We start from the raw sequence: 23,633 nt of genomic DNA, 5'->3' as shown, positions 1-23,633 counted from the left end.
CACGACTGGTCCAAAAAGAACAGAAGCAAAGAACCAGCCTTCTCGTTTATAAGAGTTCTTGGAATCGACGGATATAGATTTTCTTCACAGCTGTCACAAGCGCCAGATAAGCGATGACTGTAGCAAATAACCATAACCAGTAATTGCCAGGAAGTGGCATCAAGCCTAATTCAGCACCAAAACTTGTAAAAGGAAGGACAGAACCGACAATAATTCCTAATGTAGTGATAACAAACATGGCAAATGTTGCGTTGCTTTGGATAAATGGTACTTTCGGTGTACGCAGTGCATGGAGCACTAAGGTTTGTGTCCATAGTGATTCGACAAACCATCCTGCATGGAATAATGCGATGAAAATCACTTGCTGTGAACTATCCAATGTATGGAAACTTCCGCCCACTACAGCAGGACAAATAACAAAATACATCAACAAGTAAGTAGTAATATCAAATATCGAACTTGTTGGGCCAAAGTAAACCATGAATTTCCCAATACTAGATGCATTCCATTTTTTTGGCTCGTCCAAATATTCTTTATCCATCCGATCCCATGGCAAGGAAATGCAGGAAACATCATAGATCAGATTCAAAAACAAAAGTTGTAAAGGCAGCATTGGTAAAAATGGCAGGAACGTACTTGCAATCAGCACGGAAAACATATTGCCAAAATTAGAACTTGCTGTAGCCTTGATATATTTCATGATATTCCCAAAAGTTTCTCGTCCAGAAAGAAGGCCTCTTTCCAAAATCGTCAAATCTTTTTCTAAAAGGATCACGTCTGCAGATTCTTTCGCAATATCCACAGCTGTATCTACAGAAATACCGATATCAGCCACTTTCATTGCAGGAGCGTCATTGATACCATCTCCTAAAAATCCGACAGTATGACCATTTTTACGTAAAGCTGTCGTCAAACGTGCTTTTTGCTGAGGATTCAATTTTACGAATACTTCATGGTCTTCAGCTACTTGTGCTAATTCATGATCACTCATTTCCGAGATTTTCTCACCGGTAACCAATTCATTGATCTCTAGACCTACTTGACGGCACACTGAACGTGTAACTAATTCGTTGTCCCCAGTCAGAACTTTTACAGCTACACCATGTTCTTTCAGAGCTTTCAACGCTTGTTTCGTTGTTTCTTTTGGTGGATCAAGGAAAGCAAGATAACCAATCAAAACCATGTCTGACTCATCTTTGACTGAAAATTCTCCAACGACGCTTGGATTGGTCTTTTGTGCGACACCAATCACTCGTAAGCCATCTTCATTAAGTGACTGTACTTTTGCAAGTACGGCTTCTTTTCGTTCTTTTGTTAATGGTGTGACAGTACCGCCAAGATCAATAAATTTAGAAATGTTCAGCATTTCTTCAATCGCGCCTTTTGTGATCATTTGTGTTTTACCAGCTGGATCAGCAACCACAACACTCATACGACGACGTTCAAAATCAAAAGGAATTTCATCCACTTTTTGATAATTGATCTTATCTGTATCTAAAGTTTCTGTTGCTTCATCAATGATAGCCACATCTAACAAATTTTTCAGCCCTGTTTGATAGTAGCTATTTAGATACGCATGGCGCAAAACACGATCATCTTCATTTCCTTCACAATCCATATGATATTCAAGAATGATTTTATCTTGTGTCAATGTCCCCGTTTTATCCGTGCATAACACATCGATTGCACCAAAGTTTTGGATGGCATTCAAATTTTTGATCACTGTTCCTTTTTTGGCCATCACACTTGCTCCTTTGACCAAATTCGTCGTAACGATCATTGGAAGCATTTCAGGTGTTAGACCAACTGCTACAGATAGTCCAAAAAGAAAAGCTTCTAGCCAATCCCCTTTTGTAAGCCCATTGATGACGATAACTGCTGGAGCCATCAATGACATAAATTTGATCAGTAGCATGGATGTTTTATGGATGCCTAATTCAAAGCTTGATTGAATTGGTTTTTCAGATAGCGTTTCTGCTACATGACCAAATAGTGTTTCATTTCCAACAGAAACAATGATTCCTTCCGCACTTCCACTGATGACATTACTTCCCATAAAGACAAGATTTTCGTAACTTGTTTCGCTTTGCTGATCGTCTTCACATACTTTCGCATTCTTTTCTACTGGATAGCTTTCCCCTGTCAATGCTGCTTGGGAAATGAATAAATCCTTTGCGGACAATAAACGCATATCCGCTGGTATCATATCCCCTGCTGAAAGCCGAACAAGATCTCCACAGACGATTTCTTCCATAGGAATCTCTGTGTACTTTCCATTACGTTTTACAGCTGCCGTTACTTTCACAAGTGATTTCAGTTTTTCAGCCGCTTGATTGGAACGTACGGACTGAATCAACGTCATTGTCCCGCTGACGATAACCATAGTGAAGATAATGGCTACACCGAAAAGATCTTTATCTCCAGGAGCTGCTAATACATATTCCGTGATGAATGAAATAATTCCTAATGCGATCAACACTAATGTAAATGGCGTGATGTATGCTTTCAATATTTCTACGATGAATGGTGTTTTTTTGCCATATGAAATCGCATTTTCACCGTAATTTTCTCTTGAACGTTCGATTTGTTCTTCTGTCAATCCATTTGCTGATGCATGGAATAGTTCAAATAATTCTTGTTTCGTTTTTCCAGCAAAAGCTGCATAAATTTTTTGTGTATCTTTCTTTTTTTCCATCTCAATCTCTCCTTTGTGTCCAAAAGACAGCTGTTCTCGCTGCTTTTGGTCTTTAGCTATTCATCGGATCGATAGAGAAAAAACTGAAAGGGGCTGAGAACAGATAGATAATAGCCCTGGCCTTTCCTCTAGATCCTTGTTTTTCGAATGACTGTCATCCATTTGTTCTCATCTCCTTTACTAAGTAATTTTAATTCATGACTTCCAATCATTTTTCGAATAGTTATTTTCCCAATTAGACCACCTCCTTTTTATTTTTCACCGATGGGGATTTGCGGCAACAAAAAAACCTCTCGCCAAATACTCAGCGAAAGGTTTGAAAAAGCATATTAAAAAAAGCTTCTCAGATCTCATCGTTGAGTTTTGACACTGTACAACGTAAAAAGCAGATACCTGCTTTTAGCTACCTTATGAAAAGCCTTATCTCGACAATTCCTGTTCTACCCATTGGCGTCTCTCGACGTTTTTGGGCAGTAGCCTATGTTTGTATAGGAGCCTCACCTAACAAATCTTATTCGGTTTTCCTTCGTTAATATAACAACTAAAAAAGAGGATGTCAAATCAATTTTCCATGTTTTTCATACTTTTTTTAAAATACACACGTTATATTCCTGTCTCACGCGGTTTTATTTGTCTCATTTTCCACCTCCCGCTATAATAGAAATATAGTAGGAAACGAGGTGCTGTTATGGAAAGAACACTTGTTATTATCAAGCCAGACGGCGTGAGACGCCATTTAGTCGGAAGCATCATTCAACGTTTTGAAGCAAAGGGACTGGCCATTGCTGAAATGAAGTTTGAAACTATGACTCCTGAATTAGCAAAAGAACATTATCAGCACTTGACTGAGCGCAGTTTTTTTGATGAACTGATCGATTACATGACTTCCGGTCCTGTCGTTTATCTTGTGCTGGTCGGCGAGGAAGTGATCGATATCGTCCGTAAGATGGTTGGGGCAACAAAAGCTGCCGATGCTGTTCCAGGTACGATCCGAGGAGACTACGCGCTGCCGGGGACTGAAAACATCATTCACGCTTCTGATTCCCGTGATGCTGCGGTAAAAGAGATCGCCCGCTTTTTCCCGCCATTCGATATAAACAAACCGTCTGAAAAAGCGGCGAAGTGATACAAATTATAAACTGCTGGTCTAGTTGCTGGGTTCAGCAATGGCCAGCAGTTTTTTCTCTAAGGACCTCCGTTGATTCTTTCCTAACATATATTCGAGCACTGTGAAGAATTCTTGGTAGTCTTTCGTCTTTTCTTCCCCTAAAGCAGCAGAAATCAATCTTTGATAATAATCTGCCATCAATGTTTCATAGATCACTGTACTTCTTTCTTTATGTGCTAAGCTCCGTTTCATATCTTCATTCACACTACGTGCCTTTTTCAACCGACCATTTTCTATATAAAACGAAGTCAGGTTCATTAAAAAAGTAAAGAGATACTGCTCATGATTGTTCAACTGTGCTAATCGTCGCATTCTTTTTTTGATTTTCAAATAATTGTTCTCAATGAACCGATCACTGAATATCCAAGGAAAATCAGCTAGAATAGATAGTTCAAATTGACCATAGTCTGGTATCTGCATCAAGTATTCTTCAATGATTCGGCATTCATAACGTAAAAATTCAAATTCTGTCTCAGATACTTCTGTTTTTTCGACCATGTGAAGATTCAAAACCAAATAATACAGATCTTCTGTTTTCTTAAAATGCCTACGGTTATTGCTGATCTCTTTATAAGGATCAAAGCTGTCTTCTTGTACCCGATCTAGCATTCGTCTTTTTTTCTTTAACTTTATTGGTTCATCCAGCTGGTTTCGCATCCATTCATATTCTGCAAGTGTCATGTTCATTCGCTCTAAAAATGATCTCAATGTTACAAATGACATTTTTTTCACTGAATTTGTCTCAATCCCGACTAGAGAAGTCTTAGAACAGATTCCTTCCGCTAATTGGGACTGTGTCAACTTCTTGTTGACTCGAAGTTTCTTGATCAATTCACCATCATACATAATAGTTCTCCTTTTTAATTTAAATTTTTCCACATTCAATAAATAGATACGTTAAAAAGGAAAAATACACGAAAAAAATAAAAAAATGTTTTTTCATAAAAAATACCAACCTTCAAGCATTAGAATGTTGTCTAACTACTGAAGGTTGGTTTGATTGTTTATTGATTATTTTTTTGCTGTTCAACGTCTGTTCTTGTTACTGGATATAAGTTGGTTGTTGTTTTATTACCATTTTTTGAAAAGACACTTGTCGAATGTTCGCCTTTTTGCTTTTCGATTGCTTCATTACGTTCCGCTTCATTTTTATAGTCATATTTTTTCGGATCAATCGTCTCAAATCCGTTTGGCACATAAAACCGCAAGAGATTTTCCTGATTCAGCTTATCTGAAAGACTTAACGCAGTCTTGACTTTTTCCTGATCTTTGGAGATTTCCTCATCGATTCTTGCTGCTTTCGTATCGATGATTTCTCCTGTTTGGTTATTGTAAGCTTTTCCTCCTAAGATGGTGTATTTGGGTGTCACGAAGTTCCCATTTCGAAAAGCCACTACTTGATCATGCTGAGGAGATAATAAATCCGTACCAAAATGGAGATAGTCTTTATCATCGATTCCCAAGAGATGAAGTAATGTCGGCAAAACATCGATTTCTCCACCGTATTCGTGATTGACTGACCCTTTAGTATAACCAGGCATATGGATCATCAATGGCACTCGTTGCATCTGTGCGTTGTCAAATTCATCCCATGTATCTGGATCTTTACCAAGAGCGCTTGCTAAATCTTTATTATCTGTATTCGAGATCCCAAAATGATCCCCGTAAATCACAAAGATTGAATTTTGGTAAATACCAGATTTTTTCAAATACGTAAAAAATTGTTCCAATGATTGATCCAGATAATGTGCCGTTCGAACATAGTTATCTACTGTGCTATTTCCAGTATTCAAAGATGGAAAGTCGAAATTCTTGTCATCCGTATAATAAGGCGTGTGGTTGGTTACGGAAAGAAATTTCGTGTAAAACGGCTGTTGTAGATGCTCAAGATATTGGGCAGATTCTCTGAATAAATCTTTATCTAATATCCCATAACCTAACGTTTCGTCGGATTCATCAAAATAAGATCGATCAAAGAAATTGTCATAACCTAAGTTTTTATATACATGATCTCTATTCCAAAAACTAGCTACATTCCCATGGAAAACAGCGCTTGTATAGCCTTGCTTTTGTCCAAGGATCGCTGGTGCGGCTTGAAAGACATTGTCTGACCCAAGCTCTGTGAATAATGAGCCTTGAGGTAAACCAAATGTGCCAGTTTCCAACATATTTTCAGCATCACTTGTCTTTCCCTGTCCTACTTCATGAAAGAAATTGTCAAAGCTGATCGTTGCTTGATTCTGGAAAATACTATTTAAAAACGGTGTGACTTCTTGTCCGTCTACCTTCATATTAATCAAAAACTGCTGGAAACTTTCTAAATGGAGAACGATCACATTTTTCCCTTTAGCGATCCCAAATGTTTTGGGATTTGGCTCTGCATAATGTTTCTTTGTATAATCTAAAACTTCATCAATCCCATTACTGCTTGCATGCGCGCGAACACTGCTAGTCATTCCTGTTTTGATTCCGTCATAAATAGTATACGCATCGATTCCTAGATATTTGACAATATATGAACGGTCAAATGTTCGCTGCAGCAATTGTGGACGGTTGGCTTCGCTCAGCGCTAGATTTCCTGAAAAAATAAGCCCTGAAAGACAGGTAACAGCGATAGCCATCGGTTTGCCGACAGGTTGACTTTTGATAGGTATTTTCTTGACCTTCAACCAAACCAGTAGCCCAATGAACACAGCGATATCCAGCCAGTAGATGACATCATGGGGCTTCATCAAAGAAAAGGAGCTTCCTGACAATCCTTGCGACACTTTCGAAAAGCCTAATACAGATTTGACTGTAATGAAATCTGTGAATTCCCGATAAAAAATAATATTCAAGTACAACAAAAGCGTATTTAAAATATCAATGATCAAAAGAATAGCTAACGCTGGCTTTGGCTTTTTAATATACAAAGAAAGGCCAAAAAACAATAAGGTAGTCGCAATTGGGTTGATCCACAAGATAAAGTACTGGATCGTACCTTCCACACCTAATGAAAAATCTGCATAGTAGGCAATGATCGTCTTCAGCCAGAAAAAGAAAACAGCTGTCAAAACGATTGCTAAACGATTTTGGCACAATTTTTTAAGTTGTGTCACGTATATCACTTCTCTCTATTCACATTTTTTCTTATTTTGCTCCTGAAAAATGAAAATTTCCTAAAAAAGTTGTTATCTTAAGATTTTTTTATTCTTTCTAAAGATTATTCCGTCAACTTTTCACAGCATAAAACCGCTGCGATGTAAGCGATTAAACTAATGAAGAGATAAAAGTCTTGTGGTGACCGCTTCACTCCACGGTATTCAAAAGCCAGTTTCTCGGTATTCGTACAAAAAAACATACTAAGATTAGAGGGGAACATCATTGACGAATGATGTTCTCCTCTATTTTCTATTTTTAGATTATAGTGAAGAGTGAAAGAAAGTTCGAACAAAGCCTTGAGGACTACGAGTCCCTATCAAAAACCGAACTTCTTTACTGTCATTTTAGAATCAGGTTTACGTATGTTGGGGCCATGAGCCCGTGTATAGGAAATTGGAATCGAAATGAAGCAGTAAAGTTCTTTCAAAACTTAAAAAGGAGGAATACAAATGCCTTACATTCTTGCATTAGATGTTTCAATGGGACACAGCTACAGTGTCCTATACAAAGACGACACCTGCTTATTTGAAGACGAGATCGAACACACTCAAAGAGGATTTCATGCATTACTCGAAGAGATCCAGCACTTGCCTGAACGTCCATTGATTGTTTTTGAAGCAACGGGGATTTATTCCAGACCAGTCGAAAAGTTCTTTCAAGATCATCACTTTTCTTACTGTTTGTTAAACCCGTTAGAAGCGAAAAAACAGATGGAAGAAAGCACCTTACGCAGTTGGAAAACAGATAAATCGGATGCCCACCGGCTCGCACAGACTCATCTTAAAAATCAACGTCAGCCAAAAGAAGTACAAAGCAATTTTTACTTAGAGATGCGCGATTTAGCCCGTTTTTATCAAGAGATTGAGAAGAAAATCACTCGTCTGCGCATGGATTTACACAACTGCCTTCAGTTGACTTTTCCAGAGCTTGAACAGTTCTTTTCAAACAGGCTGACCCCTTACGCATTGACATTGATCCGTCTTTTTCCCCATCCAGATTTTGTATTGGCATCTACTCGGACAAAAATAAAAAATAAACTAATCAACGAAACACGGAAAAAAATCTCCGCGAATCGTGCCGAGCAAAAGGCAGATCAAATCATCCACTATGCACAGTGTGCCTACCCAGCTGTTGAAAAAGACAGTATCCACTGTCAAAAAACGATTTATTACGCCGAACTTCTCCAAGATTTACTCGAACAAAAAGAAGCACTGGCGACACAAATGATCAAAAAAGCCGAAGGCTCTCCTTGCTTTTTGTTGTACCAAACGTTCCCTGGGATCGGCGCACTCACAGCCGCTTTATTGCTCGGTGAATTAGGAGATATCACACGATTTAAAACCCATAAACAATTGAATGCCTTTGTCGGAATTGACATCCGACGGTATCAATCAGGTAAGTATACTGGCCAAGACCGCATCAATAAGCGTGGTAATCCCAAAGCACGGAAAATTATTTTCTTCACCATTCGAAATATGATTCGCCAGCAACGCGCAGCTCCTAATCATATTGTCGATTATTACTACAAATTAAAAAAGCAACCTATCCCTAAGAAAGATAAGGTTGCCACAGTTGCTTGTATGAACAAGCTTCTGAAATGTATGCACGCTATGGTTAGGGCACATACAGAGTACGACTATGCGTACGCGGTCTCAGTGGACCATTAACTAAACCACTTACAGTATACCACTTCTTTGCCCAGATCGAAAATTTTTTACGAACGAGGCTTTATTTGGTGTGCCTTGATTTTGTCGCTTTCGTTTATGAGCTATTTTTCTTACACCTTTTACTTGACTAATCGTAGGAAAGAGGCTGTGACAAAATTCTTGTCGCAGCTCCTTATTTCTTGATGCAGGACAGCTTTTTCACAACTTCTTCTTTAAACGGTGTTCTCCTGCCAACTCCTCGGCCACAAGTCACAATATTTATAAAACATGAGAAGCTGTTTTTTGAAATTGTTCCTTGTGGCTCAGAGTTAAACGGCAGGCTCAAGACCTCTTGGTAAACGGTGTTCAAAAGCTTGCATCTGCGGTAATAAGCCCAACCAAACGAAAAATATAAGGAGCTATTTTTTGAAATTGCTCCTTGTGACTCAGACTGAAACGGCAGGTTCACAACCTCTTTCTTAAACGGTGTTCAATCAGCTGACCTTCGGTATTAGCTCAAAAAACGGCAAAATATGAGGAACTATTTTGCCGTTTGTTTCTCTAATACTCAGGTCAAAACGCTGATTTCACAACCTCTGTTTTTCATTGCCCATAAGTTTGATATTGTCCTTCTGATGACTCATTCGTAATGATTGAGGCTTGATTTTCTTCATTTCCCGTTATCGTTTGCCCACTGCCAGAATCTGAAGGGCTTGTTCCTGTCGATTCGTTTTTTTGAGAAGAGATAGTTGTTTTCTTGACTTGTTCATTTGTCTTTTTCCATTCCGCTAAACGATCGGCGACCACTTTTTTGTCTACTTTTTCAGAATAAGCGGTGATCACTTTTCCATTTTTCAAACGGGCTACTTTGTCGCCATCATGAGTCAAAAGCAAAACGGTCAAATGTTTGTCTTTGAATTGATATTGTCTGAGAGAAATCGCACTAAGTACGTCATCGATATTAATAAATTGATTTTCTTCTTTTCCTTTTGGCAAATAAATGTCCAATTCGCCTTTTTCGTAATTGGCAGTTATTTTATACTCCGCCCACCAATAAGTTGAGAATTCTTTTTTGAAATTATCTACTGATTCTTTGCTTGCTACGATTTTTTCTGTTTCTTTCTGAGCAAGATCTGCTGTCATTTTTCCTGAAAATGCTGCGGATAAAATAAGCAGTAAGAAAAAACCGAATAACCAAAAGAGAAGAAACGGTCTTTTTTTCCTCATGCTTTCCTCCACTCCTATTTAATTTTGACTATTCTATTATATACAAAAAATGAAATAGAAAGACAAAAAAGTTGAAAAAGATCGTAAATAATTGAACTTCTTTTTCACAAAATGGTAAGAATGGAGAATTTCACGCATTTGCTCTCAACTATTCTTTCTTAAGCCTCAAATCCGTTTTTATCTGATACGTCTTTGAACCAATGACCCGATTTTTTGATTGTTCTTTTTCCATCTTGTGCTAAGTCTACTGAAATAAAGCCATATCGATTCTTATATGCATTGGTCCACGACCAGTTATCCATACATGTCCACATATGATAGCCTAAACAATTGGCACCTTCTTGAATGGCTTGATGGACATATTTCAGATGAGATTGGACAAATTCGATCCGATAATCATCGTGGATCATGCCATCTTCTTTGATAAATCGTGCTTCGTTTTCTACACCCATACCGTTTTCAGAAATAAAGCAGTCGATATTTCCATAATGATCTCGTACATTGATCAAAATATCATAGATTCCTTGTTCATAGATCTCCCATCCGCGATAAGGATTCATTTTACGACCAGGCATTTCATAATTGTCGAAATAATCCTCAGGCATTGGACCGTTTTTAGTATCGATTGGTGTTTCTTTTGCTTTTACCCGGCGTGGCTGGTAATAATTGATACCTAAAAGATCTACTGTATTTTCTTTGATAACCGTCAAATCCTCTGCATGGATCACAGGCATGAGATCAAGTTCTTTTACTATCTCAATCAATTCACTTGGAAACTCGCCTTTTACAGCTGGATCAAGGAATGAACGATTGAAGAACGCATCTGCTATTTGCGCTGCTTTAACATCTTCAGGGTTTGATTCGTCTCTTGGATAGCTTGGTGTCAGATTCAAGATGATACCAATAACACCACCTTGCTCCATTTCATGGTAAGATTTGATGGCTAACGCTGAAGCCAACGCTTCATGATAGCCAACTTGGATCGCTTTTTTCATATCTGACTCTTCTGGATAATGCCATCGATATAAATAACCTGCTTCGACTGGAACGATTGGTTCATTATGAGTAAACCATTTTTTTACTTTCGAACCAAACAATTCAAAACAACTTTTGGCATATTTTTCATAGGCTTCAACCGTTTCTCGGTTCAACCATCCGCCTTTTTCTTGCAGATACACCGGCATATCGAAATGATACAGATTCACAAAGGGTTCGATACCGTTTTCAATCAACTCATCAAAATAACGATGATAGAAACGAACGGCTTCTTCGTTGATTGTTCCAGATTCATCAGGTATCAAACGGCTCCATTGGATAGATGTTCGAAATGAATTATGCCCAGTCTGTTTCATCAACTGTACATCCTCTTGATACTTCGTATAAACTTGTGAAGTTTTTTCAGGTCCTACTTGGTCAAAGAACTTTTGCGGTTCTTTTTTGTACCAATAATCAAAAATGTTCTCTCCTTTTCCATCACCTGAAATCCTTCCTTCTGTTTGTGGGCCACTTGCTGCAGAACCCCACCAAAAATTTGCTGGAAATTGATATTTTTTCATCAAAGCACCTCTTTTTCTTTTTTAGTTCGTTTTAGTTGATTCCATGTATGATATTTTCCATCACAATCACTTTTTCATTTTCTTCCTCTTCTTTTTTGATTCGTTTCAACAGCTGTTCTGCGGCTTGTTCCCCAATTTTATCTGTTGGTGGTGTAATCGTGATTTTCGGAAGGATGCTCAATTCGTTTTTATCCAAATAATCATAATGACTAAACGCAATGTCCTTCCCGATTCTGATACCTTCTTGATTGAAACATTCGATAGCACCGATCGACATATTATAATTGCTGACAAAAATCGCTGTTACTCCTTTTTCTAATAATTCTTTTGCCCCATAATAGCCACTTTTTCTAGAATAGTCTCCTGTAAAGACCTCTAATTGGATCGATGGATCATTTTGTACCGCTTCTTTGGCTCCTGCTAAACGTTCTCTTGCTACGTAGTCTGTTTGAGTGGCAGCAATAAATCCGATTTTTTTATGTCCTTGTTCACCATGATGAGCGATCACTTTTGCTACACTTTCTCGATCATTCACTAATATTGTATCAATACCTGCTGGCCCTTCTGGACAATTCAATGCGATAACTGGAATACTCATTTTTGTGAGCATTTCAAATCCAGACCACTCTTCTTCGGATAAGAAGACAATCAGCCCATCGATCACATGCTTCATCAGGTATTCAATTTTTTGTTCAATTTTTTCTGGCTGATCGGCAAACCCGCTTAATAATAAGCTATACCCATTTTCTTCAGCTACTCTTTCGATCCCTGAGACAACTTCCGACCCAAAACGGCTGGAAATCCCGTTTATCAAAAGTCCAATAGAGAAGCTTCGATTATTCTTCAACCCTTTAGCAATGATGTTTTCTTTATAGTCCAACGCTGAAATCGCTTCTGCTATTTTTTTCATGTTCTTTTCCTTCAGTTGCTGACCATTCAAGTAACGGGAAACTGTTCCCACTGAAACACCAGCCATCTTAGCCACGTCACGGATCGATGCCATACATTCTCACTCCTGCCAGTTACATTTGATTTCTCTTTCTTGTTGTTCGATTATGATGACCGCTTTCTTTGCATAGTGTTGCTTGTCATCAATATCCATATAACTAAAGTCTTCAGTAGAGCAACTTCCTCTCACTATTAATTATACTTAAACAAGTATTTGAACCGGTTCATTTTTAATATAGCATTTTTTTAAAAGATTGCAACACTTTTTTAAAACGCTTTCTGAAAGTGGCGGATTTTTTGCCTTTTTAAAATTTTATTCTAAAATTTACTCTATTTGTGGGTGTTTTGTGCGTTTTTCTCTTCCATCCGTTTGAAGTTTTACTTTCCAATGGTATAATTTCTTTATCCTATCAAATGGGGGAAGTATTTTGAAGAAATTAATCGTACTATTTATTTTGTCTGCGGGACTTTTGACATTGACTGGCTGTAATTTGTTTGGCGGCTCTGACCAATCCTCGGATGAAACAACCGATTCTTCTGTCTTAAAAGCGGAAAAAGCAGATATCACTAACAGTGTATATACGCTAAAAGTACGTAAAGATATGGATTTATCCGCGGGACAGTTGACATTTACAGATAAAAAAATGGAATGGACACGCACGTATCAGACACAAGGAACTGATTCTTCTGAATCATCTGAAGAAAAAACAGTGCTGACAGATATCAAGATCACTACCAAAGATGACGAATATATTATTTCAGGAAAAGAAAATAAAAAAGAAACAACAGTCATATTTACAAAAATCGGTAATTACCGTTTGAAGGATGAGGATGGCAACATCTACAGTCTATAGTGCCGTCTGTTGGATCTTCTTTTGTTTCTCCCCTTCTTTTCTGCTATAGTAAAGAAGCAAGATGATTGTAAAGGAGACGAAATGGATGATCGATAGTCCTGATTATTGTACATGTAATAACAACAAAAATATCCATACAGAATTTAATGACCAAGGAAGCTTGAGCATATGCGACAACTGTCACAAACTAGTCAAAGATTCATTTAAAACATTTGAATCTTATCCTGTTCAAAATTATGTAAAAAGTAGAAGAAGATAAACAAAATCAAGCAAAACTCACTATGGCTGATTTTTATGAACTTCAAACTCAGCTTCTTCCTTTGATCAAGCTTCATCAGTAAAACAAACAGTGGATCATTTCAGTTTACAAATCAAAGAGTAAAGATTTATTTATTTCAAATATTTGAATATAAAATAACCAAACGACAGAAAGGCTTATTCTACATCACGTAGTAATTTTTCTTTCCCGTCGTTTGGTTTTTTATTTTTAGCCTAATTCTTGACCTTTTGCATGCTGGTTATCCGTAAAATATTTTCCAGCAGGCTTTCCTTCCAATTCAGCTAATTTTTCTTGGATCTGACGGATCACCTTTTTTGCATCTTCTGGATTTTCTACAAAATCGAATGTATCCCCATCCACTTGTATTTTAGGACATACATCAAAATCTTCATACCATTGATTATAGCGGGTGTTCAACGTTTCGTAATAGGTATATAACGTTTCATCGCTTTCTAGCTGTTCATAATCACGCCCACGTTTTTTGATACGTTCTAGCATCGTGTCCAAAGAAACTTTGATATGGACCATCAAATCAGGCCGTTTTTTTGGAGCAACATCATCTAACTCGTTTAGCATCGTATCTAATAAGCTATCGTACTGCTGTACTTCGATATCCGTTACCCGACCTAAATCAGCGTTTAGATGGAACAACAGGCTATCTTCATAGATGGATCGGTCTAGCACATTGTCATCGTTCACTAAAGCATTTTTCATTGCTAAAAATCGCTTGTTCAAAAAGAAGATTTGCAATAAAAATGCGTACTGCTCAGGATTTGAATAAAAGAGCGGCAATACTTCGTTATCTTCGACATTTTCATAAAATGGTTTAGAATCAATCTCTTTTGCAAGCATATCCGTCAAACTGCTCTTACCTGCACCAATCGTTCCTGAAATCAAAATCACTGACATACAACCCTTCCTCTTCTATAAGTACTCGCCTACGTAAGTTTCAACAGGCAATGTTTCAAAATCATATTCACGTACAGCTTGGTCTGATTTTAAATACGTATGGAGACTTTGTGTAATCATCAAGTTTGTAGGTACCGTCTCTTCTTGTACAATGATCATCGGTTTTTTCAACATAGTTGCCACACCTAATTCGTAAGCCGTTCCTGGATCGATTGTTTGATGCTCAAAGTCAAGGATAGCAACAACAAATTCTGCATTTGTCAGTTCTTCCATATCTTTTTCGTATACTTCCTGCGCCCATCCAGCGCTGAATAGTTCATAATTGCTTTCTTGGTGATGACGTGGAGAGTAGAAACTTGTGACTGTTTTGTTTTCCTCCAACGCTTTTTCGATACGACTTACTCGATCGATTTGCTCCTCTGAAAAAAATGGTCCTGCTAAATATATTTGACTCATTATTTTGCCTCCTTCAATAATAACTGATTTTTAATAGATACTGCTCGTAATTCATTGACCAGTTCCAATGGATTGTTGGAAAAGATTACTTGATCCAACCATTTTTTATCCATAAAATCCTCTTTTGCAAAAGTTTCTAATAATTGTTGCAAGCCGCTGTAATAACCGCCAATATTCAATATTCCGATTGGCTTGTCAGGCGTCAGACCGATTGCTATCCAAGAAAGAAGTTGTGAGAATTCCTCCAATGTACCTAGACCTCCAGGGAAAACGAGGACAGCATCTCCCTTTTCAAATAATAATACCTTTCTTTCATCGATCGTTTCTGTAGGAATAAATGTAGTAACATCTTTTCCAGGCAATTCAGTTTCAAAAAGCCCATTCGGATAGATACCTGTGACTTTTCCGTTATTTTCCAGTACTGTTTTACTAATCACTCCCATAATCCCGGAGTATGAACCACCGTAAACCAGTTCGATTTCTTCTTGTGCCATGTATTTTCCTAACGTTTGCGCAATAAATTTGTAACTTTCTTTATTACCAAAACGGGAACCGCAAAAAACAGTAAGTTTCATAAAAAAACACTCCCTAACTCAAAAGTCTATCTTCATTCTACACGTGTTTTTTTAAAATAAAAGACTAGATTTTGTAGTTTTTTAGTGGTATATAGGATAGACACCACTATATATAGTATTTAGGAAAAAATCATTTTTCAGCTATTTTATAGATAAAACAAAAATAAATAACGTGTTTTCATCGATATGAAATGACTTACTTATAGAAGATACTGGGATTTCGTCCTATATGCCAATAACGTGTATTATTTTAAACAACAAATACTTGTTTCTTTTATTAACGAAAAAATCATTTTGTTCTCGTGTTATGTTTCACTGATAAATGATGTTTCTCTAAATAAAAAAGCCGACGAACTAAACGATCAAAATTTGATCATTTTTGTTCATCAGCTTCTCCTAAAAATCTTTTTGTTAACGATAAATAGCTGGATTTGTAAAAATATCACTTGAATCGTCACTGCTGGAAGAAAATTCAGTGATAACCGCACCTGTTGCGCCTGCCTGGAACTAGTGTTTGATATTGGGCTCGATCGTGTACTGATCTCTAGCATGAAGAATAATTTCTTTTTTTACTGTATAATAACTTTCTTTCCTTTTTGGAATAGTACAGGAAAGTTTTTTTGTTTCCTTTCCTTCGACATAAGGTATACCAGACCTTTTCGACAACGAAAGGTTCTCATTTTTCCTTCATCGTCATTTCAAGGAGGGTGCCGATGCTCTGGACAGTTTCGATCGCTCCTAAACCAAAATCTGTATATTCGATTCTTTCTAACTCTGATTCTTTCATACCATTCCTGCCTCAAGGTACATCTATTGTACTTTTTTCTTGTAATCCATTCTGCCTCTCCTAACTAATTGTCAAATCATCCCAAGATATGTCTTCTTCCTCTTTTTCTTCTTGGATGATTTCTGCATTCGGATCTACTGGTTTTTTCAATAATAAAATGGTTATTCCTGTGACAAAAGAACCAGCTAACAATGCACCAATGAATGCCCATGGTCTGGTCATCGTAGCGACTGCAAACATTCCCGATGCCGGAATACGGCTATCTGCGCCCCAAAGCATGCTTAATCCGCCACCTACTGCCCCACCGACTCCCGTTGCTATGACATTGCGTGCCAAGTCGTTCAATACGATAGGGAAACATCCCTCTGTGATCTGACAGATCCCCATAGGAAAAGCGGTCTTCAATGTATCGATTTCTTGACGATTGAATATATTTTTACGAATGATTTTCCCTAAGAAATAAGCGATCGACAAGCCGAAAGGGGTTACCATCGAAGCTAAAATCAATACAGTGATTGGTTCATAGATTCCTTCTGAAAACAAAGCAAACACAAAAGCAAATACTACTTTGTTGATTGCTCCACCGTAATCGATTGATGATAATACTCCAATTACTGCACCATATAAAAATAACGAAGAAGTATCTAAATTACTTAGATAACCTGTAACCATCTCTGTAATCCAATTAATAGGTGTCCCTATCACGTAATACATGACCAATCCTCCAATGAAAGAACTGAGAAATGGTAAAACCAGAGTCGGCATTAGACCATCCATCCATTTAGGTACTTTGATTCCTGCCGTTAGTCCAATAACAACTAATCCAGATAAATATCCGCCAACCATTCCACCTAAAAATCCCGCTCCAATCCCACTAGCGGTCATCCCAGTAATCAAACCAGGGGCAATACCAGGCTTATCTGCTATTGAATAAGAAATGGCACAGGAAACAATCATTGGTAATAAACCTAAACCATATCCTCCCATCGTTGTCATCGTATCTGCAAAAGAAAACCCATCTGTGAATGATTCAATAGTGACTCCATCCATCATATTCCCAATAGCTAGCAAGAATCCGGAAGCGACGACGATAGGTAAAAAGAAAGAGATCGCCGTCATTAAATGTTTTTTGAAGCCTATTGATTTCAGTATCTCCATCTTATTCCCCTTCCATTCTTTCATTCAGCATCTCTTCTAATTTTTCGATCAGCTTTCTCGGAGATTTGACAACTAAACTAGTTGGTACTTCGACTACTTTTTTTCCACGAAAACGCTCTTTTCCGTTTACCTTGATATCTGCTGCAATAAGCACGACATCTGCAGCAGCAATGCACTTTTGCTCTAGTGGCTCTTGTGTTCCAGCAAGACCTTGTGTCTCAATCCAGATTTCATGTCCAAGGCTCTCTGCTGCTTGAAGCAGTTTTTCCTTTGCGATATACGTGTGTGCAATCCCCGCGGTACAAGCTGCGATTCCTACGATCTTCATTTTGTTGCCCCCTCACATATAGTATTTTGCTTTGCCATCTGATTGGAATAAATAAATTTTATCTAAAGCAACCTGTTTTGCAGCTTCCATACAAGGTGGAAACAGTATATTCGGTTCACGTATCTCTAAATCTCCTGAGTTCAAGATATCTCGGAGTTTTTCTGCGAATGCCATTTTGATATCACTGGAAATATTGATTTTATTTATTCCTAATTCTACTGCCTGACGAATCTCCTCATCTGGGTTGCTTGATCCTCCATGAAGGACTAAAGGAATAGTAGTCAATGATCGAATCGATTCTAAAATATCGAAGCGAAGCTTGGGTTTGAGTTCTTTAGGATAGATCCCGTGGGCTGTTCCAATAGCGATCGCTAAACTGTCGATTCCGGTCTCCTCAATGAATGCTTGTGCTGTTAACGGATCCGTATAAATAATCTCGCTGACACCGCCTTCTACAGTATTACCTGTGTCTCCGATCGTCCCCAGTTCGGCCTCTACAGAAATACCAACAGCGTGAGCTGCTTCTACTATTTTTTTAGATAACATGACATTTGTTTCATACGATTGATGGGATGCATCGATCATAACAGAAGTAAAACCTAAGCGGATGGCATGAATAATTTGTTTGAATTCATCACCATGGTCTAAATGGATACATACGGGAATATCTGTCTGCTCAGCTGCATATTTCACTTGAGCGATGAAACTGTCTGCCAAAAATTTCAGTTCTTCTGGATGGATTGCAATCATAACAGGAGATTCTGCTTCTTCACAAGCTTCTATCACTGCGTTCAATAATTGCCCAGAACCTGCATTAAAGGCAGGAACGGCAAAGCTTCTCTCTTTCGCTACGGCTAGTATTTCTTTTCCTGTTACTAACATAAGTCATTATTCCTCCTAGTCATTTTGTGTCAATAATATATATAATTCCTCGATTGAAGCAGCTTTTTTCAGTTCTTTGATAAACCTCTCTCTTGCCAAAAGTACGGCAATCTTTTGCAAAAGCTGAAGATGCCCTTTATTTTTGTCACCTTCTTGTACAGCAAATAAAATCACGATTTCTACAGGACGATCATCTAATGTTTCCCATGGAATCGGATCAGCTAAAGTAGCAGCTGCGATCACTGTCTGCCGGACACTTGGTGATTTACCATGAGGGATAGCAATTCCTTGTCCGATTCCTGTTGCTCCTTCTGCTTCTCTTTGATAGACATCATCCAAGAAACTTTCTGTATCAGTTATTACGCCTTTATCTGTCATGAGTTTTGTTAATTCTTTTAAGATTTGGCGTTTCGTTTGTGCTTTTGACTGAATGATCAGCAACTCTTCATAAATGACTTGAGTCAATTCCAGCGGTATTTCCTCCCTTCAAAAAAACAGGCTTGACGCATTCCGCTGAAGCGAAATGGGTCAAGCCTGTTGAACAGTGACTCCCCGATTTTTAAATTTTTTGATAGACACTTTCCACATCTCTTTCATTGATTGGATCCCCGATCTTGCGTCCAAAGCCTATTCCTTTTTTGATCAACACCCACTCCCCTTCCTCTGATTTCGCAATGATAGCATTGTGATTCAAAATAGCGATCACTTGCATCGGTTGCTCCTCTCCTTTCAGCGATAGAAAACAGCCAAATAAAATCTGCTTCCATAATAAGATACGCAAAGGCTAGTTCCTTTGACGAAAAAACATCTTTTTACACTGACCGATTCTGCTGGCTATAGCTCTATTAAAAGCACAAGAGATCTTCGAACAGAGCAGTTTTATCTTCAGGTGTATGTTCAGACAAAAAAGGTATTGAACACAAACGTCCAATACCTTTTGCTCAGCAAATAAAACGCATACATTTTGTTGAAATTTCTCCTCTAAAGGGTAGATTTCTCCTTTTAGATTCGATACAATAAACAAGGTTGATGTATTTACATTGACTATGGCAAACTTGGACGGTCACGTGTGATGACTTTTCAAGGTCTCTGCTTCTAGCTGCCACTAGAAGCAGAGGTGCCTTTTTTTATTTGGCTGTGTCTATCTGCCATTTATGATACTGATAGCGCCATCAGTAGTCAAGAAAAAACGAAAAAATACGAAAATGTGTACTGTTTTTCGGTCAGGTTTTTGTAAAAACAATATTTCTTATTCTTTTACGATCCATTCACGAAATACAGTTGTTTCTAGTGCCCCTTCTTTTTTTTTCTTTCTTCTAACAGTCTCAAGATGAGAGGTACGGCATTTCATTCATCCAAAACTTCTGGTGATCATACTTTTTTAGCCAATCCTTTTCCTGATTCTTGGCTACACCTTAAGTCAAAGCGCTACTGATAAGGACCTGCTTTTTTTGCTACATAACAATTTTTCTCCTCTTATGCAAATCTTATGCAAACACCGTAAACAAGGAAAAGTGTCGTGTGTTTAGCCATTTTGTTAGCTCCCCTCACAGTTTATAAAAAATTTATTCGCAAGAAACTTCAAGAGATACGTCTTAAGCTCCCTAAAGCTACTATTGTTAATGAAATTATAGAATTAGTGATTTATAGCTAGTCAGTACTCAACTCAGTATGTTGAAAAAGTATACTGGTATACGAACAACTTGATTATTTCCAAGAGTGGTCTATGATTAGGTTAAATGAACAGATAATGATCTTCTCTGCTAACTGAAGATAACTATCAAGTTCAAGAGTATTAAAGTATATACTACATTACTTATATTATATAGACACAATAAAAGTATTAAGGAGTGAAAGGTATGAAAAAGCTGGTATGGATTTATTCGGTAAACACAAGAGGGGGAATTCTTAAGAGTAGCGGAGCCGGTATGATCTGGAGTAGATCAAAGAAGCTTCAGGAACAATTACGTATAAAAGTTGAACCCGAATGGGACCTTTCAATCATTAGCTACGATATTACTACTGATATTCCCCAAGCTGATTTGATTATGTACAATGAAATGGATCAAGCTTATATGAATGATGAGATCAAAAAAAATGGGCTTTCCATCCTTTATCAGGATTTAGCAACAGCTGACGTAGATAGCATTTTCGATAAGATAGAAGCCTTTTCGAAATATAATCATTACAAATTGAATGATCCTGTGTTATAGATCTTTGAGTTTATTACCACCATAGCAAACAGCTATTAATTTTTAGGGAATATTTGCTACGTTACTAAAAAACGATTATTACCAAACTACTATTTAACAATCCTTATGTAAGTTATATTGACCAGATCCATATACTTATTTGAAAAGGAATATTGTTAGATACGGATTTTCTTTTTGAAAAATATAAAGAAAAAATACACTGCGTGAAAAAAAGAAAAAAACCATTAACTACATTAAAAGAAATGGTAGATGTAAATGAGGTCCCTATTTCCAAAATCTATAAAGATCATCTTGAAATGTTAAAAACCAATGTTGTTAACTCGATTTATGTTCGAAAAGAAAAAACAATAGAATTTCACCTATTTTATGTAGATGGAATGGCAACAGTTTTTTTGACAAATTTTATAAGGTGCAGAACTTCTTTCCGTATGCTATTCCGATTGTCCTTGACAATGAGCCTCCTCGGATGTGACGATCTTCGGCAGGAGCTAACAGTTAAAGTTAGACTGCCTCGCTAGCGTTAGCACATCCGAGCTCATTATCAAGGATTCGCTGCGCCAATCTCTGGTTACGGTAACCAACCGGTGTCTCGTAGCCAAGTGTACCGTGCAACCGAAGGTGGTTCCACCAATTGACATAGTCAAATAACTCCAAATCCAATTGTTGTAAGGTTTCAAATGTGTATTGATAGACAAATTCTACTTTCAACGACTTATAAGTTGATTCAGCTACGGCATTATCAAAAGGACAGCCTTTATGACTCAATGATCGATTGATGTCAAAAGTTGTTAATAATTCATCAATAGCTTGGTTATCAAACTCTTTTCCACGATCAGTATGAAAAATCTCAACCTCTGTCAGAGGTTGTTTGATACGGCTAAATGCTTTTTTTACTAGAACGGCATCTTTATGTTCTCCACAAGAATAGCCGAGAATTTCTCGATTGAACAGATCCAAAATGAAACAGACATAATTCCATTTTTTCCCGACTCGTACATAAGTCAAGTCTGTTACGATCGCTTCTAATGGGTTGTCTCTTAAGAATTTACGATTCAATACGTTTGTCGTTTTGGCTTCATTGCAAGTAGAATGATGTACTTTAAAATAAGCAACAGTATAGCTCGATTTTAATCCTCTATTTTTCATGATTCTACTAATTTTTCGTCGGCTGATCTGAATGCCTCGTTTTGATAAGGCTTTTTTTATTTTTCTTGAGCCGTAGGCCTTTCGGCTGCGGATAAATTCTTCAGCGACTACTTCTTCAAGTTCTGATTCGTCTTTCTTTGGTTTTGATTGATAATAATAGGACTGACGTGATAGACCTAATATTCTGCACATCGCTGATATAGGGTAAAGATGCTTATTCGCATCGATTACTTGTCTCTTCGTCCGAATATCAGCGCTGCTTGCTTTAAAATATCATTTTCCATTTCTAATTGCTGGTTTCTTTTACGTAGTTCTAACAATTCTTTTTGTTCAGGCGTAAGATTATCTTTTTCTTTGAATGAACCACTCGTTTTAGATTGCTTTACCCATTTGTCAAATGCTGAAGCCGTTAGTTCATATTCTCGAATGATTTCTACACGTGGCTTTCCAGCTAAGTAAAGATTGACGATTTGTTGCTTGAATTCTTGTGAAAAAGTTCTTCGTGTTCTCTTAGACATAAAAATTCCTCCTGGTATGTTTTCTTCTAGTCTACACACCTTAATTTTTCTGTCTAGTTAATTGTAGCCTATCCAAGAAGACAACTCAAAAAGTAAAATATATTGTCAGTCATATGCAAAAAATCCAATCACACTCCCTAGGTTAAAGAAAGGAACAATTTATATTATATTCGAAGCGTCACTGGGGATCATGGAAACAAATTGCAGTTTATTAGCTATTGACTTTAGAATCCAACAAGGAATCGAACAGGAACATTTAGATAATAGAGATATTTATTTTTTAGATTATGTTTCAAACTTTGAAAATCGACATCTCTTTGAATCATACAGAAGACCGTAGTTCTGCTTGCAGTGTTCTCCTTTCATAATGGATGGAGGTTGTGACAGAAGTGGGTAGCTTCAAGAAATAAGAAGGAATTTACGAAAATTGCTTTTCAAATTTTTGTGAAATTTCGGCTTATTTTTCGAAGAAGTTACTTCTGGAACACCGTGTATCAGAGGTTGTGAAAAAGCTGCCCTGCATCAAGTAATAAGAACAGCCAAACAAAAATAGTTCCTCATATTTTACGTTTGGTTGAGCTTATTACCGCAGATGCAAGCTTTTGAACTCCGTTTATTCGGAAAAAGGAACTGCGACAAGACTTTTGTCACAGTTCCCTCTTAGCGTCATACTTTACGTTTATCTTTAAATTGATTTCTTTAGATTACATACGCTATATATCTACATGGTTGAGTTTTGTATGCTCTTATTAATAAATGATTTACAATTTTTGGAGACTTAAAAGCTTACTTTATATAAAGTAAGGCAATATAGTTGCTACTAGCAAAATAATATAGAGAAACAGTCCAAACAGATTTCTAGGATTGATAGTATACCCAAATCCCAGGCCCTTTTCAACGAATACCTCATGTTTTTTCGTAGGTTCTACGTTTATGAAACTAACAATAAGAATCCCTAATACAACAATAAATGAAATCAGCGGAAGAAAATCAAATTGGCTGTTTTTGAATATTGTATGTCTTAGAACTAGCATAATGAATACAATAACAACCAAAATACCTACTAAAAGATCATTTGCTTTCATTCCTTTGAGTTTCTTTTTTTTATTTTTCATTTTTTCTCCTCTTTTAATTAAGAATTTTATA

At 37.3% G+C, this 23,633-nt stretch carries 21 protein-coding genes, 1 pseudogene and 1 riboswitch; of the genes and pseudogenes, 6 read left to right on the top strand and 16 right to left on the bottom strand.

The features are described from left to right. Positions 1–46: 46 nt before the first annotated feature. Positions 47–2,695, bottom strand: a complete 2,649-nt coding sequence (gene mgtA, locus QK255_RS02960) for a magnesium-translocating P-type ATPase (RefSeq protein WP_002293325.1) — start codon at positions 2,693–2,695, stop codon at positions 47–49. Between the two features lie 341 nt (positions 2,696–3,036). Continuing rightward, a riboswitch (M-box (ykoK) riboswitch) is annotated at positions 3,037–3,211 on the bottom strand. Between the two features lie 172 nt (positions 3,212–3,383). Between mgtA and ndk the strand changes: the two genes are divergently transcribed. Further along, positions 3,384–3,821 carry a nucleoside-diphosphate kinase gene (gene ndk, locus QK255_RS02955; protein WP_002293327.1) on the top strand — a complete coding sequence of 146 codons (438 nt, stop codon included), beginning with the start codon at positions 3,384–3,386 and terminating at the stop codon, positions 3,819–3,821. Positions 3,822–3,842: 21 nt separating this feature from the next. Here ndk and QK255_RS02950 read toward each other — a convergent pair whose 3' ends face one another. Then, positions 3,843–4,709 carry an Rgg/GadR/MutR family transcriptional regulator gene (locus tag QK255_RS02950; RefSeq protein WP_002293329.1) on the bottom strand — a complete coding sequence of 289 codons (867 nt, stop codon included), beginning with the start codon at positions 4,707–4,709 and terminating at the stop codon, positions 3,843–3,845. Positions 4,710–4,867: 158 nt separating this feature from the next. Then, complete coding sequence (locus QK255_RS02945) at positions 4,868–6,961, bottom strand: LTA synthase family protein (RefSeq protein ID WP_283341580.1); 2,094 nt, start codon at positions 6,959–6,961, stop codon at positions 4,868–4,870. Positions 6,962–7,453: 492 nt separating this feature from the next. Here QK255_RS02945 and QK255_RS02940 point away from each other — a divergent pair, with 492 nt between their 5' ends. After that, the gene (locus tag QK255_RS02940) at positions 7,454–8,671 is read left to right on the top strand and encodes an IS110 family RNA-guided transposase (RefSeq protein ID WP_002329089.1); all 1,218 of its coding nucleotides are present in this window, start codon (positions 7,454–7,456) and stop codon (positions 8,669–8,671) included. Between the two features lie 582 nt (positions 8,672–9,253). Here the strand turns inward: QK255_RS02940 and QK255_RS02935 are convergent. The 3 genes from QK255_RS02935 to QK255_RS02925 all read right to left on the bottom strand — a co-directional run bounded on the left by QK255_RS02935 (position 9,254) and on the right by QK255_RS02925 (position 12,436). Further along, on the bottom strand, positions 9,254–9,877 hold the full coding sequence (locus QK255_RS02935; protein WP_002293598.1) for a hypothetical protein: 624 nt from the start codon (positions 9,875–9,877) through the stop codon (positions 9,254–9,256). 158 nt (positions 9,878–10,035) lie between these two features. Then, the gene (gmuD, locus tag QK255_RS02930; protein WP_002293599.1) at positions 10,036–11,433 is read right to left on the bottom strand and encodes a 6-phospho-beta-glucosidase GmuD; all 1,398 of its coding nucleotides are present in this window, start codon (positions 11,431–11,433) and stop codon (positions 10,036–10,038) included. Positions 11,434–11,464: 31 nt separating this feature from the next. After that, positions 11,465–12,436 carry a LacI family DNA-binding transcriptional regulator gene (locus tag QK255_RS02925; RefSeq protein ID WP_002293600.1) on the bottom strand — a complete coding sequence of 324 codons (972 nt, stop codon included), beginning with the start codon at positions 12,434–12,436 and terminating at the stop codon, positions 11,465–11,467. A 373-nt stretch (positions 12,437–12,809) separates the two neighbouring features. Between QK255_RS02925 and QK255_RS02920 the strand changes: the two genes are divergently transcribed. Further along, complete coding sequence (locus QK255_RS02920; RefSeq protein WP_002293601.1) at positions 12,810–13,235, top strand: hypothetical protein; 426 nt, start codon at positions 12,810–12,812, stop codon at positions 13,233–13,235. Positions 13,236–13,722: 487 nt separating this feature from the next. Here QK255_RS02920 and QK255_RS02915 read toward each other — a convergent pair whose 3' ends face one another. From QK255_RS02915 to QK255_RS02905, 3 genes are read right to left on the bottom strand one after another with little or no spacing between them, the layout of a single operon-like run. Beyond that, a complete protein-coding gene (locus tag QK255_RS02915; protein ID WP_002293604.1) occupies positions 13,723–14,424 on the bottom strand; it encodes a deoxynucleoside kinase in 702 nt (233 codons plus the stop codon). Between the two features lie 15 nt (positions 14,425–14,439). After that, positions 14,440–14,880 carry a nucleoside 2-deoxyribosyltransferase gene (locus tag QK255_RS02910; protein ID WP_002293607.1) on the bottom strand — a complete coding sequence of 147 codons (441 nt, stop codon included), beginning with the start codon at positions 14,878–14,880 and terminating at the stop codon, positions 14,440–14,442. After that, entirely contained in the window at positions 14,880–15,455 is a 576-nt protein-coding gene (locus tag QK255_RS02905; RefSeq protein ID WP_002293608.1) for an LOG family protein, read from the bottom strand. Before QK255_RS02905 ends, QK255_RS02910 begins: the two co-directional genes overlap by 1 nt. Positions 15,456–15,695: 240 nt before the next feature. On the opposite strand from QK255_RS02905, the gene QK255_RS13315 reads away from it, so the two are divergent. Continuing rightward, the gene (locus QK255_RS13315; protein ID WP_002296192.1) at positions 15,696–15,905 is read left to right on the top strand and encodes a phenylalanyl-tRNA synthetase subunit beta; all 210 of its coding nucleotides are present in this window, start codon (positions 15,696–15,698) and stop codon (positions 15,903–15,905) included. Between the two features lie 397 nt (positions 15,906–16,302). On the opposite strand, the gene QK255_RS02900 is transcribed toward QK255_RS13315, so the two are convergent. The 5 genes from QK255_RS02900 to QK255_RS02880 all read right to left on the bottom strand — a co-directional run bounded on the left by QK255_RS02900 (position 16,303) and on the right by QK255_RS02880 (position 19,391). Then, positions 16,303–17,400 (bottom strand): PTS fructose transporter subunit IIC, encoded by a 1,098-nt coding sequence (locus tag QK255_RS02900; RefSeq protein ID WP_002323374.1) that lies wholly within the window; start codon positions 17,398–17,400, stop codon positions 16,303–16,305. A 1-nt stretch (position 17,401) separates the two neighbouring features. Then, positions 17,402–17,728 (bottom strand): PTS fructose transporter subunit IIB, encoded by a 327-nt coding sequence (locus QK255_RS02895; protein ID WP_002293612.1) that lies wholly within the window; start codon positions 17,726–17,728, stop codon positions 17,402–17,404. Positions 17,729–17,740: 12 nt separating this feature from the next. Continuing rightward, the gene (locus tag QK255_RS02890) at positions 17,741–18,610 is read right to left on the bottom strand and encodes a ketose-bisphosphate aldolase (protein ID WP_002293613.1); all 870 of its coding nucleotides are present in this window, start codon (positions 18,608–18,610) and stop codon (positions 17,741–17,743) included. Positions 18,611–18,625: 15 nt separating this feature from the next. Next, positions 18,626–19,075, bottom strand: a complete 450-nt coding sequence (locus QK255_RS02885) for a PTS sugar transporter subunit IIA (RefSeq protein WP_002293614.1) — start codon at positions 19,073–19,075, stop codon at positions 18,626–18,628. 94 nt (positions 19,076–19,169) lie between these two features. After that, on the bottom strand, positions 19,170–19,391 hold the full coding sequence (locus QK255_RS02880; protein ID WP_016628078.1) for a CAT RNA binding domain-containing protein: 222 nt from the start codon (positions 19,389–19,391) through the stop codon (positions 19,170–19,172). 1,078 nt (positions 19,392–20,469) lie between these two features. Here QK255_RS02880 and QK255_RS02875 point away from each other — a divergent pair. Both QK255_RS02875 and QK255_RS13310 read left to right on the top strand, forming a co-directional pair. After that, complete coding sequence (locus QK255_RS02875; protein ID WP_002323376.1) at positions 20,470–20,823, top strand: hypothetical protein; 354 nt, start codon at positions 20,470–20,472, stop codon at positions 20,821–20,823. Positions 20,824–20,975: 152 nt separating this feature from the next. Then, positions 20,976–21,197: pseudogene (locus QK255_RS13310) on the top strand (hypothetical protein); the annotation flags it as partial. Positions 21,198–21,324: 127 nt separating this feature from the next. Here the strand turns inward: QK255_RS13310 and QK255_RS02870 are convergent. Then, positions 21,325–22,487 (bottom strand): IS3 family transposase gene (locus QK255_RS02870; RefSeq protein ID WP_086956687.1). Its coding sequence is split into 2 segments (ribosomal slippage): positions 21,325–22,211 and positions 22,211–22,487, totalling 1,164 coding nucleotides; the frame shifts between segments, so codons are not numbered across the junction. Positions 22,488–23,278: 791 nt separating this feature from the next. Further along, positions 23,279–23,602, bottom strand: a complete 324-nt coding sequence (locus QK255_RS02865; protein WP_002291130.1) for a hypothetical protein — start codon at positions 23,600–23,602, stop codon at positions 23,279–23,281. Positions 23,603–23,633: the final 31 nt, after the last annotated feature.

The sequence above is a fragment of the Enterococcus sp. ZQ21 genome, from assembly GCF_030053755.1.
GTDB classification, from domain to species: domain Bacteria; phylum Bacillota; class Bacilli; order Lactobacillales; family Enterococcaceae; genus Enterococcus_B; species Enterococcus_B lactis.
This window is presented reverse-complemented; position numbering and strand designations above follow the sequence as displayed.

Bases quoted from the DNA above. Each gene is read 5' to 3' on its own strand.
- QK255_RS02915 (WP_002293604.1), bottom strand. From the start codon at position 14,424: ATGTCAGTGATTTTGATTTCAGGAACGATTGGTGCAGGTAAGAGCAGT.
- QK255_RS02900 (WP_002323374.1), bottom strand. From the start codon at position 17,400: ATGGAGATACTGAAATCAATAGGCTTCAAAAAACATTTAATGACGGCG.
- QK255_RS02910 (WP_002293607.1), bottom strand. From the start codon at position 14,880: ATGAGTCAAATATATTTAGCAGGACCATTTTTTTCAGAGGAGCAAATC.
- QK255_RS02875 (WP_002323376.1), top strand. From the start codon at position 20,470: ATGAAAAAGCTGGTATGGATTTATTCGGTAAACACAAGAGGGGGAATT.
- gmuD (WP_002293599.1), bottom strand. From the start codon at position 11,433: ATGAAAAAATATCAATTTCCAGCAAATTTTTGGTGGGGTTCTGCAGCA.
- ndk (WP_002293327.1), top strand. From the start codon at position 3,384: ATGGAAAGAACACTTGTTATTATCAAGCCAGACGGCGTGAGACGCCAT.
- QK255_RS02950 (WP_002293329.1), bottom strand. From the start codon at position 4,709: ATGTATGATGGTGAATTGATCAAGAAACTTCGAGTCAACAAGAAGTTG.
- QK255_RS02940 (WP_002329089.1), top strand. From the start codon at position 7,454: ATGCCTTACATTCTTGCATTAGATGTTTCAATGGGACACAGCTACAGT.
- QK255_RS02925 (WP_002293600.1), bottom strand. From the start codon at position 12,436: ATGGCATCGATCCGTGACGTGGCTAAGATGGCTGGTGTTTCAGTGGGA.
- QK255_RS02895 (WP_002293612.1), bottom strand. From the start codon at position 17,728: ATGAAGATCGTAGGAATCGCAGCTTGTACCGCGGGGATTGCACACACG.
- QK255_RS02865 (WP_002291130.1), bottom strand. From the start codon at position 23,602: ATGAAAAATAAAAAAAAGAAACTCAAAGGAATGAAAGCAAATGATCTT.
- QK255_RS02905 (WP_002293608.1), bottom strand. From the start codon at position 15,455: ATGAAACTTACTGTTTTTTGCGGTTCCCGTTTTGGTAATAAAGAAAGT.
- QK255_RS02935 (WP_002293598.1), bottom strand. From the start codon at position 9,877: ATGAGGAAAAAAAGACCGTTTCTTCTCTTTTGGTTATTCGGTTTTTTC.
- QK255_RS02890 (WP_002293613.1), bottom strand. From the start codon at position 18,610: ATGTTAGTAACAGGAAAAGAAATACTAGCCGTAGCGAAAGAGAGAAGC.
- mgtA (WP_002293325.1), bottom strand. From the start codon at position 2,695: ATGGAAAAAAAGAAAGATACACAAAAAATTTATGCAGCTTTTGCTGGA.